Raw genomic sequence first — 13516 nt, 5'->3', positions numbered from 1 at the left:
AAATTAAGAGGGATTGCGGGGAAAAAACATGGGCATGATCATAAACACACCCCCTAAGATTATACCAAATATTCCATCCACCTCAATCTTTAAGTGTAATCGACCCACGAGTATAAATAGGATGGTAATGGTGATAAAGAGTTGATTGGTGTCGAGGATATTCGTCTGATTGACGAGATGTTTAACACCTAAAAATCCTCCCGCAATCAAGACTGCAATTATCGGTGTTAAGATAATAATTTTCTGTGTAAAAATAAATAAAATCATTACCCCCATAAATCCATCAAGCCAGAATTCCGGCTTTTTAATTTGTTTGATCCAAAACTCAAAAGAAGTCAATTGAAGCAACTGTGGCAACAATGCCTGATGCTGAAATCGAATCATTTTATTTTTAATTTTGGTCTTGCGATCTAATTTTAAAGCCGATGTCCATTCAGGAACTTCTTTATTATTGACTCGCCCTAAAAGTTTAACTTTGTGAATATGAGAGATTTGACAATGGGTTAATTGATAACCAATAATCGGAACTAACTGTTGATAGGTAACAGTTCGATTGGGATCTCGATTTAAAACAATTGTTAATTGATTGTTCTGGGTTTGATTAACTGTTACCTGAACAATGCCATACTTTTCTAAACGTTGTTGCAGAATTTCTGGGATTTTGTTGATTTTATTCAGGGGTTTAGGGGGGATGACTTCAACAACTTTTTCTGAAGATACCGCAGGTTCAGAACCAGAAGGTTGAATAATTTCAGGCTGTTCTGCTAAAGGTTTAAATCCCGTTTCAGGATTGATTTTTAATCCCGGCATGGCTGGAATATAATCGGGTTTAGGATTAATTTGTCGTAAAATTGCCGCCGCAGAATGGTAACGATTCCGGGTTGCACCCTGCAACATTTTATCTAAAATATATCCTAATTCATCACTAACCGGGGTTTTTAAATAATCTCGCCAGACCCACGTTCCTTCTGCACTATCAAATAAATCAAAAGGCGGAACATTAGTCAGTAAATGAATACAAGTCACCCCTAAGCTATACAAATCACTGGAAAAAACCGCTTTTCCCATTAATTGTTCTGGGGCAGTATACGCCGCACTCCCAATCATGGTTCCCGTTTTAGGAAGCATTCCCCCAGTGACTAATTTAGCAGCCCCAAAATCCACTAAGACTAAATTTCCAATTGTTTTTTTCGTATTAAACCGACGAATAATATTTTCAGGTTTAATATCTCGATGAATGACTTTATTTTCATGAACAAACTGCAAAATAGGTAACAAGTCTTTTAAAATAAACCATATTTTTTGTTCAGTGAATTCGCCGTTTTCTTGCAATTCTTGGGCTAAATTTTTTCCTTCAATCAATTCTTGAACTAAATATTGATAGCCATCTTGTTCAAAATAACCTAACTCGGTAGGAATTTGGGGATGTTGCCCCAAAATTTTTAATTGTTTAGCTTCTTGTTCAAACAATTCTGTGGCTTTCCTCGCATTACTTCCTTGGGGAAAAAATTGTTTAATTACACAATAAGGTGTTAACGCTTGACTCTCGTTAACCACTAAAAATGTCCGACCAAATCCTCCCTGTCCAATTAATTGAATCCCTCGATAAACAACAGACTCAGTTAGCTCAGAAACAGAACTTAACAATAATTTAGAGCCACAATTTTGACAGAATTTAGCATCACTAGAATTCTGCGGATTATAACAATTCGGATTAAAACAATAACTCATTTTTTATAGAAGGGAACAGGGAATTACGAATTACGAATGGGAAGAGTTTTATTAAAAACTAACAAAGCTAACAGTTAAAACTCAACCATTAACTGATAACTGATAACTGATAATGCGGATAATTGATAACTGTTTAAGTCGGAACTAATTCGCCCGGTCTTAATTTCGCCCATTTACCCTTTTCTTCTTTAAAACTCAGACATCCGACTACATCCCATTCCATTTCAATCTCATGGTCGCTAGGGGTGCGAATATTAACGTTAATGGTGGGTTCGATGGGTTCAAAGGTAGGGTTATCGGTCAAATGGCGTTCTTGATGCTGGGTTTCTACGGCGTGGTAGGTGGTACAGCGATCAACGTAATGACAATTCACACAAATACACATAATTCCATTCCTCGGTGGATTGCCAAGGGTGGAACAATTGTCCATCCCTTTGATGTTAATTTAGCTTAGGTAGGCCTTAACCTGCTTGACAATCTCATTGATTTTTGTTGCAATGTCTGAAGCTTTAGCCGATGTCTTCTTTCCTGTTACTTGGCCGTTTGAACTGAGTGATTTACCTCAACCTGCCTATTTAGTTGGGGGTGCAGTTCGAGACGGGTTAATTGGTCGTAAAACTCCTATTTTAGATTTAGATTTTGTCCTGTTACAAGATGCGGTCAAAACGGCGCGAACTTTAGCTGAAAAGTACAAAGCTGGGTTCGTTTTGTTGGATGCTCAACGACACATTGCACGGGTTGTCTTTGACCAAATAACAGTTGATTTTGCTCAAGCGGAAGGACATTGTTTAGAACAAGATTTACGCCGACGAGACTTTACAGTTAATGCGATCGCTTTTGATCCGTTGACTCAAACCTTTATTGATCCTAACAAGGGTCAAGAGGATTTACAACAACGTTTGATTAAAATGATTTCTCCAGAAAATTTACAAGATGATCCATTACGATTATTAAGAGGATATCGTCAAGCTGCCCAATTAGGATTTAAAATCGAGGCTAAAACTCAAGCTACAATTCAAGAATTTGCACCGTTGTTAAGTCGAGTTGCAGCCGAACGCATTCGCACCGAGTTAGTTTATTTATTAAATACCCAAAACACAGCACCTTTGATACAACAAGCTTGGGAAATTGGTTTACTTTCTCCTTATTTTAAAAATGCAAATCAGCAATTTAAGCAATTATGTCAAATCGATTTATCAGCAATTCAATTAGGAGAAGTTTACCCTCAAATTTTACTTGAATTATCTCAAGAATTGAGCGATACTTTAAAAATATACCGTTTAGCACTAGCAAAACTAACTTGTTTGTTAAATCAGAATCTTACCGTCGCTGAAGAAGAATTATTACAGTTAAAATTTAGTAAATTAGAATTAAGAAGCACTTTAGTAATTTTAAAAGGTCTATCTCAATTAAACCTCTTGAAAACCAGAGAACTATCTCTAAGAGAACAATATTTTTTATTCCAAAATTTAGGATTATTATTTCCAGCCTTAATTGTCAGTGCAATAGCCGATGGATTTTCCCTAAACAGTCTTACTCCTTTAATAAATCGTTATCTCAACCCCAATGATCCCGTCGCCCATCCCCAACCTTTATTAACAGGAAATCAATTAATGGAAGCCTTAAATTTACGTCCGAGCCCTAAAATTGGAGAACTATTATTAGAGATTCAGTTAGGAAAAATTGAAGGGAAAGTAACAACAATTGAAGATGCGATCGCTTATGCTCAACAATTATTATAGCCAGTCTAAATCGGTTGTAATAACCTCTATAACTAAAACCCTTACCGTAGGGGCAATTCATGAATTGCCCCTACCACAAACCAAATAGGATTGCTATAGCAATTCTCCATAGTTTGTAATATTTTATTGTAGGGGTTTGGTTGCCAAACCCTCTAGGGTCTAGGTTGCATAGGTTTCCATAAAATTTAAAAACTCTTGAATCTCCTAAAATTGGTTAACTGATGTCATCGGAATCTACCCATTCACTATAGGAGGAATCATAACCGATATAATGAACATAATATTGATGCCCTTCACTTTTTTCAATGATGGCAGAATACCATTCTTCCTCGTCATCATCCCAAACTTTCACCTTTTGACCTACCCCATATCCATTATCATCCGTTGTACTATGATCTCGAACTCGAACATCATCTTCATCTACCCATTCATCATCCGATGAACCATAACCGACGTAATGAATATAATACTCGTTTTCTTTGACTTTTTGGATGGTAGATTCATACCAATCTTCATCTTCTTCATCCCAAACTTCTACCGTTTGACCGACTTTATATTGAGTCGAAACCGAAGAAACAGAACTTGATACTGGATTAGAATGAATGGGTAAAGTTGCTGTTGGTAATTCCGATTTTACAGACTCTTGAGCGTGTAAAATCAGTTTACGCGCAACGGTTTGAATTCCTGTATGTTGATAATAATTCGTGCTTTGGTCAATAAAAGCCGCAACAAAATCTAAATTATCATCTGCAATTTGGATACAATTTCCCAAAGCATTAAAAATAGATTGGGGCGTAATTCCAGTTTTAGTTACTAAATTATTAATCCAACCTTGAACCGAATCAAACCCTTGAGTAATAAAACCCAATTTATCCGAGGATGTACCCCCTGGAATAAAATTACTCAGGGATGAAAAGAGTGGGTTTTGGGTTAAAATACGGGTATCCGCTTGAGTAATAGTTTGATGGATTTTACTTAAAAAGTTAGGGCCTAATGGTAGCATTCCATCCAAACAAACTAAAGCCACCATTCGCATTAATGCGGCATCTTGATAATTATTATTCAGGGCTTTAACAAATTCTTGAGGGTTAGGTTGAGGAATACCATTCAACTTACAAAAAGCAATAATTTCAACCGCAATTTTTAAGACCAAATCAAAGGTTTGGCTAACTTCAGCTTTAGGGGTAATACTGCTTAAAATAGACAAAAAGCTAATTTTTTCTCCGACTTTATTCGCTAAAGCTGCCGTTGCAATAGCGACATCTGCTGTATCAATGGTTTGATAAAGTTGAATGGCTGATTGATAGCCATATTGAGGATCATGATATAAAACAACAGCCCGATCTCGAATTTTTTGAATAATTTGAGTATCGGTTTCTCCAGTAATAGTACGGATACTATTCTCAAAGCCGACTAAATTTGTCCACTGTCCCGGCATTAAATAATCAATCGCCTTTAAGACTTTCACCGTAATATTATCGGCGGGAAGTTCATCCACTAACTGCACAATGGATTTATCCATAAATCAGAGTCTCAACCCTCTAAATTGTTACCTCAAATTCTACCCTATTAACCTTAAAAATCGGGATTTCTTTATCAAAACTTTAAATTGAGCCTCAACTATTATTCTTAAAGTAAAAAATAGTAGCACTAATCCTGTAATATAATGATGTGTCACCCCTTGCCTTGGTTTCAACTCCATGCTTTGCGACTACTTAGTACAAATTCTCACCGCCCGTGTTTACGATGTTGCCCAAGAAACACCCTTAGAATACGCTCCTAACCTCTCCGCCCGTCTGAATAATAAATTACTTTTAAAGCGAGAAGATATGCAGTCTGTCTTTTCCTTTAAATTGCGGGGAGCATATAACAAAATGGCTTGTCTTCCTCCTGATTTATTAAAGCAGGGAGTCATTGCCGCATCAGCCGGAAATCATGCCCAAGGAGTTGCTCTGGGTGCGTCACAATTGGGAACAAAAGCCATTATTGTGATGCCTGTAACCACTCCTCAAGTTAAAGTCAATGCTGTTAAAGCAAGGGGGGGCGAAGTGGTTTTATATGGTGATACTTTTGATGAAGCTTATACCTATGCTCGTCAATTAGAAGCCGAAAAAGGATTAACCTTTATTCACCCTTTTGATGACCCCCATGTGATTGCCGGACAAGGTACAATTGGCATGGAAATTTTACGGCAATATCAACAACCAATTCATGCTATTTTTGTTGCCATTGGTGGGGGGGGATTAATCTCAGGAATTGCCGCTTATATTAAACGATTACGTCCTGAAATTAAAATCATCGGAGTCGAACCTGTTGATGCCGATGCCATGTCACAATCGTTGAAAGCCGGACATCGAATTAAGTTATCACAAGTCGGGTTATTTGCAGATGGTGTAGCGGTGCGAGAAGTGGGGGAAGAAACCTTCCGATTATGTCAAGAATATGTGGATGAAATTATATTAGTTGATACGGATGATACTTGTGCGGCGATTAAAGATGTTTTTGAGGATACCCGTTCAATTTTAGAACCTGCGGGAGCCTTAGCAATTGCAGGAGCAAAGGCTTATGTTGAGCGAGAACAAATTCAAGGACAAACGTTAATTGCGGTTGCTTGTGGGGCGAATATGAATTTTGACCGCTTACGATTTGTAGCAGAACGCGCCGAATTTGGAGAACGTCGAGAGGCAATTTTTGCCGTTACAATTCCTGAAAAACCCGGTAGTTTACGCCAGTTTTGTGAATGTATTGGCAAGCGCAATTTAACCGAATTTAACTATCGAATTGCCGATGAAAAAGAAGCCCATATTTTTGTTGGAATGCAGATTCAAAATCGGGCAGATGCTGTTAAAATGATGGAACATTTTGAGGAAAATGGATTTAAAACGATTGATTTAACCGATGATGAATTAACTAAATTACACCTGCGCCACATGGTGGGCGGACGGTCTGCTTTAGCTCATCATGAATTATTATATCGGTTTGAATTTCCTGAACGTCCAGGGGCGTTAATGAGATTTGTTTGTTCTATGAGTCCGAACTGGAATATTAGTTTATTTCACTATCGAAATAATGGAGCAGATTATGGTAGAATTGTGGTAGGAATGCAGGTTCCTCCTGAAGAAATGACAGAATGGCAAGCCTTTTTAGAGGGTTTAGGTTATCGTTATTGGGATGAGAATAAAAACCCGGCTTATAAACTCTTTTTATCCTAAAAAAACAACAATAGGGGTAGATGTTTTTGTAGGGGTTGGGTCTTCCAACCCTATTCTTAGCTAGGTTGGCAAAAATACCGCCCCTACAATCAATTAAGGTTCAATAAAATGTGCCCAAACTGAACCATCTGGCCCTGCAACTTGATTCATGTAACCATAGGAATAAATAATTCTTCGACCCTCAGTATTAGAATATCCAGTGTAAGCATCTCCCCAAGGATCATTAACAATATATCCCTGATTATTATAGCCAATAACAGTTAGAATATGACCCGATGGAGTCGTATCTACACCAATCACAACCGGACGACGATTAATTAATTCGGTTTTCAAATCAGACCAATAACGAGTGGTGCTAAAACTGCTTTTAAATCCATAAGCTCGAATTAAAGCAGATAAAACATTATGATCAGTTTGAGAACCTGTCCCCCCATAATTAAAACACCATTGCAATAATTCATCTTCTAATTGTCCGCCCCATTTCGGTCGCACGCCGTAATAATACATCACCATAGCAATAGAAGTGACATTACAAGTAGACCAATAAAAACGGGGATTATCTCGTTGAGAAAAATAGGGAACATTTAACTCTAATTGAGGGGGTAAAGGGTTAAAGACTCGTCCTCCCCGTTTGAACTTCACATACTGGGGAAAAATATAACCCGTATTTCCAAAATTCGGCAATTCTTCCAAGAGAGAAACCTTAATATGATTATTTTCCAAAGCATAACTTTTAACTCCATAAACCCGTCCCAAGGGTAAAGTTGTACGCTCAGAGTCTTGTAATTGACTAGAATCAATTGGCTGTTTCTTTAAGACTGTTTTTTCTAATACAGTCAGAGTAATTGCATCAGGATCATAACCAATTTCTTGACCATCTCGAATTAATTTAACGTGCTGCCAATACACATAACCCACTGTACCAAAACCGGGAATTGATTGAGCTAAGGTGACACGAAAATGTCCTTTAATACAAGCATACCCCTTAATTGTAAAGGTTTGCCCTAATAATAATTCTTCAAATTGTTGAGGATCTAAATAAGAAGAATCAACGGGTTTTGCTTTAATTTTTGTTGTTTGTAATACTAACATTTGAGCATTAACATCGGTATCAGGAACGTCCTCAATATCAAACCGAAATACTTCTGAGCCTTTTTTTAATCTCACATAATCGGTATAAAGATAACCAAAGTTACCAATGGGTGGAATCGTATTTTCTAAAACAACTTTAAGATGACCATCCACTAAACCATATTTTAAAACTTTGAAGGTTTGACCCGCTTTTACCGCTATTTTTTGTTGTTGATTTAACGAAGCTGAATCAAAAGGTACAATTTTAAATAACGTATCTTCAAGGATTTCTAAGGTTAGAGATTCTCCAACAGTCATGGCATTTTCACTAACCGTAATATTAATCACTTGACTAGCAGTAACATTGTCTTGGGAGTCCAGTGCTTTTAACCGTAACCACCGATATCCCGCCTCACTAAATCCTTGATTTAATTGACAATTCCAGGTAGTTTCCTGCCAATCTAAACTCACATCAAAGGCATAGCGATCTTCCGCAAATAAAGTAATTTTAGCAGTAGTTTTTGGATCAAAAGTTCCTTTTAAAACCACAGGAGTATTCACTAAAACTTCCGTTGGCCCCTGATAGGTTAAGGTTTTATTAGAAGTTAAAGAAAGACTTCCCCGACTCAGGAAGATAAAATCGGGATACAAATAACCCGTATTCCCAAAATTAGGAAAATTTTCGGTAAAAGCGACTTTAATATGACCGTCTTCTGAAGTATAACTTTGTACCCCATAAACCATTCCAGCAGGGAGGGTAATTTTTTCTGAAGCTTCTAGGTAAGCAGAATCTACGGGACGTTTTTTTAAGGGGGTTGTATTAACAATTGTGCAGGTTATCGCATTATTATCAAAGGGGATTTCTTGACTTTTTTCTAATAGTTCAACATGATAGCGATAGAGATATCCTGATTTACCAAAACCCGGAAATTCTTGATTGAGCGTCACCCGAAAATGGTCAGCAATACAAGCATATCCTAACACCGTATAGGTGCTCCCTTGAGGCATTTCAATATATTGATGGGATGCTAACTGGGATAAATCGTCGGGTTGCAGTTTAAGCGGGGTGGTTTGGGTGATCCACAACAGTTGACTTCCGGGTATATGATCCGGTAGTTGACTTTGATTAAACCATAATAATTTTGAGCCTTTTGCTACAACAACATGGGGTTGATAAACATAAACAAATTTTCCTAAATTGGCTAAAGGTTGATTCAGTTCGAGCTTTAAATGATCGTTGATTAATTCTAGGGTATCGACCACTAAAACTTCACCGAGTTTTAAAGGTTTTTTTTGGTTTTCTGTTAATTGCGAAGAATCAATGGGTTTAACTTTTAAGACTGTATCTTGTTGAGGAATAATGGTATAATTAAATCGGGTATTAATCCCTTCTTGATTGACCATACAATCAATCACTTGATCCACAACCGTATTATTTTTGTCATCTTTTCCTTGTAGTCTTAACCAGCGTTTTCCGGCGGTATTAAATCCGTTTTCTAAACACACTGACCAAATCCCCGCTTGAGGATTAAAATCGACGGTCAGAGGATATTTATCTTCTGCGATAACAGCAACAGTTTGGCATTGTTGGGGGTTATAGGTTCCCACTAAAACAGCAGGTTGATCAATCAGAATGTCTTTTGGGCCGAGATAGGTTACCATGTTTACAACTCGCTCTTAATAGAAATGAATAAACGGTTAAAATTAGTAAAAAACCGCCCAAAAAAATTCTACGGGCGGCACGATCAAAAATACGGATAATTTTGATGACAATTAAGCACCCAGAACGGCTAAAATATCTTGGGCGTGGTTTGCAGTATTGACGGCTGCATCAACGTGGATAATTTTACCACTGCCATCAATCACATAAGTTACCCGTTTAGCATAGCCACCTCCCTCTACATCATAAGCTTTGGTAATGCTTCCGTCAGTATCGGCTAATAAAGGAAAGGGTAAACTATATTTCTCAGTAAACTGTTGGTGGGAAGCTTCATTATCCATGCTGACCCCTAAGACAACGATATCTTTTCCTTGATAAGTTGTATAGTTATCGCGGAAACTACAAGCTTGTTTGGTGCAACCGGGGGTATCATCTTTCGGATAGAAATACATCACAACGGTTTTGCCTGCAAAGTCAGACAGAGAAACGATATTCCCATTCGTGTCTTTGACGGTAAAGCTAGGGGCATCTGCGCCAACTGCTAAAGGCATTGTATTTCGTCCTCCTCAATTAGACTGAACTTGATGTTGACTGTCTTCAGTTATTTTAAGACATTTCGGACAATCTGAAGAAAAAAGAATGAATTAGGACAATGGCAAGCATTACCATTCTAGTTGATGAAGATATTCTGAACGTTAGTTCCCTATTTTTTGTAAAAAATCTTTGTAAGTTAAAATTTCTGTCCCCTCAAAATTCGCCAAACTTAATAAATCTCTATCTCCTGTAATTAAGAAATTAGCTTGACTATCTTTAGCTAAAGCTAATAAATAATTATCTTTAGCATCTCTACAAATAGAAACTTCTGAAGTTATTTCTATAGATAAACCAATAATATTCAACAATTCCAGCAATTATTGGATTTTTGCTACTGGAAAATATTTGTGAAGTTTTGGTCTTTGAGTTACCCGATAAATTTCCTCTAGGAGTTGGTTGCACAAGACAACTTGGAGCGTTTTATTGACGATTAATTGTTGGAGATTGGCTAATTCTTTACCAATCAAAAAGCTAATCCAAAGATTGGTGTCTATAATTACTTTAAGAGGCTGATTTTCTGGCATAAATTTCGCTTCTAACTGCTTCAACTTCTTCCGTAATAGTTTCTAAAGAGAGTTCATCCGTTTTGAATGATTCTAAAATGGATGTTAATTTGCTATTTAATACTTCTTTTTCAAGTTCTTGGCTTAACAGCAATTTTTCTGGATAGGGCAGTTGTTTGACCAAGGTTAAAACTTGCTCAAAGTTCAGGGAAAGTTGATAGCTGGCTGGAGTCATTGTTCGTTACAGTTAGGGTTTATTGATATTTTATCTTAAATTTTTAGATTGAGGATGGGGTGTTTATCCCCAAAACCAGAAACCGGGTTTCTTAATTGAATCTTGGGTAAGGAGAAACATTCGATCTGATGTATGAAGTTTGGCTTTATCCCTCTAATGAGAAAATAGAGAACAGTTTGGCTAAAACCTTTATAATGTTATTCAAGGATTGCTATAGCAAGTCTAAATCGGTTGTAATCACTTCTATGACTCAAACCCTTACCGTAGGGGCAATTCATGAATTGCCCCTACCACAAATCAAATAGGATTGCTATATAGCCTTTGTCAGCTAGATGAGGTATGTTGAATCCCTTTACTGGCAAGGTTTTAGTTTCAAAAACATCCCTCACTAGACTAATAACCGCTATCGTTAAGAGCGGTGAAATAAAAGATGACTAATAAACGAGAGCTTTCAGAACAGGATATTTGTACACAGTATATTTTACCTGCTTTAGTTCGAGCGGGGTGGGATATTAGCAAGCAAGTCCGAGAACAGGTTTATTTTACCGATGGTCGAATTTATGTTAAAGGGAATCGAACCCAAAGAGGTAAGGCTAAAAAAGCCGATTATATTCTTTATTATAAACCGAATATACCCATTGCTGTTATTGAAGCTAAAAAAATATTTATCCTCTTGGTGCTGGTATGCAGCAGGCTTTAGATTATGCAGATATTTTAGATTTACCTGTCGCTTTTAGTTCTAATGGAGATGGTTTTATATAACATGATAAATCAGGTTTTTCTAGTTTGGTTGAGCGAGAATTAAGCCTTGATAATTTTCCGAGTCCTGACGAGCTTTGGCAAAAATACAAGAAATTTAAGCAGCTTGAAACCACAGAAGCCGAAGAAATAGCCAGCTTTGATTACTTTTTTGATTCTCAAGGTCGCCAGCCGCGATATTATCAGCAGATTGCAATTAATCGGACAGTAGAAGCGATCGCTAAAGGTCAGAATCGTTTACTATTGGTGATGGCAACTCGTTCGGGTAAGACTTACACCGCTTTCCAGATTATTTATCGACTCTGGAAAAATGGCATCAAAAAACGAATTTTATTTTTAGCTGATCGCACCTCTTTAATTAGTCAAACCAAACGAGGCGATTTTAAGCATTTTAAAAACAAAATGACGGTGATTAAAAAGAAAGTAATTGACACCGCATTTGAAATCTATTTATCCTTGTATCAGGGTTTAGTTAATTATGATGAAGACGCTGATGCTTATCGAGAATTTAGCCCTGATTTTTTTGATTTAGTTATCGTTGATGAATGTCATCGAGGGAGCGCTGCTGATGATAGTAAATGGCGAGAAATTTTAGAGTATTTTAGTTCAGCAACTCAAATCGGATTAACAGCAACCCCAAAGGAAACTAAGGAAGTTTCTAATATTGAATATTTTGCCGATCCGATTTATACTTATTCTCTCAAACAAGGCATTGATGATGGTTTTCTTGCACCTTATAAGGTGATTCGCGTCGGTTTAAATGTTGATTTAGAAGGATATCGTCCCGAAGCGGGTAAGCTAGATAAATCAGGGAATTTAGTCGAGGATCGGATTTATAATCTCAAGGATTGCGAATTACTGCAGAAGATAAGAAGGGTAAACTGGAATTAGATAACTTTACTAATCCTGAAGAACGTTATCCGGTAATTGCGACAACTTCTAAGTTAATGACAACGGGGGTTGATGCTCAAACCTGTAAATTAATTGTACTGGATTCTAATATTCGTTCTATGACCGAATTTAAACAAATTATTGGACGTGGAACCAGGATTAATGAACAATTTGATAAGCGATTTTTTACAATTATGGATTTTAGAAATGTGACGGATCTATTTTCGGATCGATCTTTTGACGGTGATCCGGTGATGATTAAGGAAATACGGGATGATCAGGAATTTACACCAGAAAATATTATCGGTGATCTCACAGGTGAAATTATTGATCAGGAGACGGGGGAAATAGTTGATTTTGATCAAGATAATAATCTTCCTGAAAATATAAAACCGACAATTATTTCTGCTGGTGAAATTACGACAGAAAAACAAACTAAAGTTTATATTGCTGGGGTAGATGTAACAATCTTGAATGAGCGGATTCAATATCTCAATGATCATGGAGATTTAGTGACAACGAGTTTAAAAGACTATACTAAACAGAACTTGCTGCGAGAATTTAGCAGTTTAGATCAATTTTTATCCCGTTGGAATGAGGCGGATAAAAAAAGTGCTTTGATTGCAGAACTGCGAGAACAGGGTATTATTATTGAGGACTTACAGCAAGAGATTAAAAAAGATTTGGATTTATTCGATTTGATTTGTCATATTGCTTGGGATCGTCCCCCTTTAACTCGCAAAGAACGGGCAGAAAATGTCAAAAAACGAGATTATTTTACTAAATATGAGTCACAAGCGCGGGCGGTTTTAGAGGCTCTTTTAGAAAAATATGCTACCGATGGGATCGAAAATATTGAAGACATTGCTGTGCTAAAATTAGAACCACTCAAGCAATTTGGATCTCCAGGGGAGATTGTCAAACGATTTGGGGGTAAACCTCAATATAAAGCAGCTTTGCGGGAATTGATGTCTGAATTATATCAAGTAGTGGCGTAATCGTAGGGGTAATTCATGAATTACCCCTACATGAATTACCCCTACATGAATTACCCCTACATGAATTACCCCTACATGAATTACCCCTACATGAATTACCCCTACATGAATTACCCCTAC

11 protein-coding genes and 1 pseudogene are annotated in these 13516 nt (G+C 37.1%); 5 read left to right on the top strand and 7 right to left on the bottom strand.

Going from position 1 to position 13516, the window contains the following annotated elements; translation table 11 throughout:
* Positions 1–3 precede the first annotated feature (3 nt).
* Positions 4–1731: a protein kinase domain-containing protein gene (locus tag ACKPEB_RS14630; RefSeq protein WP_408965658.1), complete on the bottom strand. Its 1728-nt coding sequence runs from the start codon at positions 1729–1731 to the stop codon at positions 4–6.
* A gap of 133 nt (positions 1732–1864) precedes the next feature.
* Positions 1865–2116: a Ycf34 family protein gene (locus ACKPEB_RS14625; protein ID WP_408965670.1), complete on the bottom strand. Its 252-nt coding sequence runs from the start codon at positions 2114–2116 to the stop codon at positions 1865–1867.
* Positions 2117–2228: 112 nt separating this feature from the next.
* Here ACKPEB_RS14625 and ACKPEB_RS14620 point away from each other — a divergent pair, with 112 nt between their 5' ends.
* A complete protein-coding gene (locus tag ACKPEB_RS14620; RefSeq protein ID WP_408965657.1) occupies positions 2229–3473 on the top strand; it encodes a CCA tRNA nucleotidyltransferase in 1245 nt (414 codons plus the stop codon).
* A 214-nt stretch (positions 3474–3687) separates the two neighbouring features.
* Here the strand turns inward: ACKPEB_RS14620 and ACKPEB_RS14615 are convergent, their stop codons facing one another.
* The gene (locus tag ACKPEB_RS14615) at positions 3688–4995 is read right to left on the bottom strand and encodes a hypothetical protein (protein WP_408965656.1); all 1308 of its coding nucleotides are present in this window, start codon (positions 4993–4995) and stop codon (positions 3688–3690) included.
* A gap of 178 nt (positions 4996–5173) precedes the next feature.
* On the opposite strand from ACKPEB_RS14615, the gene ilvA reads away from it, so the two are divergent.
* Positions 5174–6685 carry a threonine ammonia-lyase, biosynthetic gene (gene ilvA, locus ACKPEB_RS14610; RefSeq protein WP_408965655.1) on the top strand — a complete coding sequence of 504 codons (1512 nt, stop codon included), beginning with the start codon at positions 5174–5176 and terminating at the stop codon, positions 6683–6685.
* A 93-nt stretch (positions 6686–6778) separates the two neighbouring features.
* On the opposite strand, the gene ACKPEB_RS14605 is transcribed toward ilvA, so the two are convergent.
* The 4 genes and pseudogenes from ACKPEB_RS14605 to vap15 all read right to left on the bottom strand — a co-directional run bounded on the left by ACKPEB_RS14605 (position 6779) and on the right by vap15 (position 10748).
* A complete protein-coding gene (locus ACKPEB_RS14605; RefSeq protein ID WP_408965654.1) occupies positions 6779–9418 on the bottom strand; it encodes a C39 family peptidase in 2640 nt (879 codons plus the stop codon).
* A gap of 111 nt (positions 9419–9529) precedes the next feature.
* Positions 9530–9967 carry a peroxiredoxin gene (locus ACKPEB_RS14600; protein ID WP_408965653.1) on the bottom strand — a complete coding sequence of 146 codons (438 nt, stop codon included), beginning with the start codon at positions 9965–9967 and terminating at the stop codon, positions 9530–9532.
* 144 nt (positions 9968–10111) lie between these two features.
* Positions 10112–10534 (bottom strand): annotated as a pseudogene (locus ACKPEB_RS14595) (putative toxin-antitoxin system toxin component, PIN family).
* On the bottom strand, positions 10512–10748 hold the full coding sequence (gene vap15 / locus ACKPEB_RS14590) for a type II toxin-antitoxin system VapB15 family antitoxin (protein ID WP_408965652.1): 237 nt from the start codon (positions 10746–10748) through the stop codon (positions 10512–10514). The pseudogene ACKPEB_RS14595 and the gene vap15 overlap by 23 nt, the downstream one beginning before the upstream one ends.
* Positions 10749–11178: 430 nt before the next feature.
* Here vap15 and ACKPEB_RS14585 point away from each other — a divergent pair, with 430 nt between their 5' ends.
* From ACKPEB_RS14585 to ACKPEB_RS14575, 3 genes are all read left to right on the top strand, one after another.
* Positions 11179–11448 carry a hypothetical protein gene (locus ACKPEB_RS14585; protein ID WP_408965651.1) on the top strand — a complete coding sequence of 90 codons (270 nt, stop codon included), beginning with the start codon at positions 11179–11181 and terminating at the stop codon, positions 11446–11448.
* 86 nt (positions 11449–11534) lie between these two features.
* The gene (locus ACKPEB_RS14580; RefSeq protein WP_408965650.1) at positions 11535–12398 is read left to right on the top strand and encodes a DEAD/DEAH box helicase family protein; all 864 of its coding nucleotides are present in this window, start codon (positions 11535–11537) and stop codon (positions 12396–12398) included.
* Positions 12356–13396 carry a type I restriction-modification enzyme R subunit C-terminal domain-containing protein gene (locus ACKPEB_RS14575; protein WP_408965649.1) on the top strand — a complete coding sequence of 347 codons (1041 nt, stop codon included), beginning with the start codon at positions 12356–12358 and terminating at the stop codon, positions 13394–13396. Before ACKPEB_RS14580 ends, ACKPEB_RS14575 begins: the two co-directional genes overlap by 43 nt.
* Positions 13397–13516 lie beyond the last annotated feature (120 nt).

Origin of the sequence: Planktothrix sp. (assembly GCF_046067725.1) — a bacterium.
Lineage (GTDB): Bacteria > Cyanobacteriota > Cyanobacteriia > Cyanobacteriales > Microcoleaceae > Planktothrix.
Note: the sequence above shows the minus strand (reverse complement) of the source record. Positions and strands in the feature narration are given on the sequence as shown.

Coding starts and splice junctions, on each gene's coding strand:
- ACKPEB_RS14600 (WP_408965653.1), bottom strand. CDS start 9,967: ATGCCTTTAGCAGTTGGCGCAGATGCCCCTAGCTTTACCGTCAAAGAC.
- ACKPEB_RS14585 (WP_408965651.1), top strand. CDS start 11,179: ATGACTAATAAACGAGAGCTTTCAGAACAGGATATTTGTACACAGTAT.
- ACKPEB_RS14625 (WP_408965670.1), bottom strand. CDS start 2,116: ATGTGTATTTGTGTGAATTGTCATTACGTTGATCGCTGTACCACCTAC.
- ilvA (WP_408965655.1), top strand. CDS start 5,174: ATGCTTTGCGACTACTTAGTACAAATTCTCACCGCCCGTGTTTACGAT.
- ACKPEB_RS14605 (WP_408965654.1), bottom strand. CDS start 9,418: ATGGTAACCTATCTCGGCCCAAAAGACATTCTGATTGATCAACCTGCT.
- ACKPEB_RS14615 (WP_408965656.1), bottom strand. CDS start 4,995: ATGGATAAATCCATTGTGCAGTTAGTGGATGAACTTCCCGCCGATAAT.
- ACKPEB_RS14630 (WP_408965658.1), bottom strand. CDS start 1,731: ATGAGTTATTGTTTTAATCCGAATTGTTATAATCCGCAGAATTCTAGT.
- ACKPEB_RS14620 (WP_408965657.1), top strand. CDS start 2,229: ATGTCTGAAGCTTTAGCCGATGTCTTCTTTCCTGTTACTTGGCCGTTT.
- vap15 (WP_408965652.1), bottom strand. CDS start 10,748: ATGACTCCAGCCAGCTATCAACTTTCCCTGAACTTTGAGCAAGTTTTA.